This is a genomic window from Anaerotruncus sp. 1XD42-93, assembly GCF_009917605.1.
Lineage (GTDB): Bacteria > Bacillota > Clostridia > Oscillospirales > Ruminococcaceae > Anaerotruncus.
Map to the genome: position 1 here is coordinate 1 of NZ_QZEG01000240.1, position 539 is coordinate 539.

The window sequence follows — 539 nt, forward strand, 5'->3', positions numbered from 1 at the left end:
AACAGCTCCGCCCGCTGCGCCAGATACCGGCGCACCGTAGAATCCTTGGAATCCATCGTGTAGCGGCTGGTGACAAAGGCCACGACGCCGCCTGGACGCACCTGGTCCAGCGATTTGGCGAAAAAGTAGTTGTGGATGTTGAAGTTCAGCTTGTTATAGGCCCGGTCATTGACGGAATACTGGCCAAACGGCACGTTTCCTACGGCTAAATCATAAAAATCCCGCCGGTCAGTGGTTTGAAAGCCCGCGATGGTGATGTCTGCGTTTGGATAGAGCTGCTTTGCAATGCGCCCGGTGATGGAATCCAGTTCCACGCCGTACAGTTTGCTGCCCCGCATTTCCTCCGGCAGCATACCGAAGAAATTGCCCACGCCGCAGGAGGGTTCCAGGATGTTGCCGGTCTGGAATCCCATTTTCCCCACCGCTTCATAAATGGCCTGGATAACGGTAGGGCTGGTGTAATGGGCGTTTAAGGTGGTCCCTTTGGCGGCTTCATATTCCTCCGGGGACAGCGTTGCGTAGAGTTCCGCAAACTCCTT

1 protein-coding gene is annotated in these 539 nt (G+C 55.7%); it reads right to left on the minus strand.

Going from position 1 to position 539, the window contains the following annotated elements:
• On the minus strand, positions 1 to 539 hold a 539-nt coding region (locus tag D5269_RS18235; RefSeq protein WP_147408103.1), incomplete at both ends, for a hypothetical protein.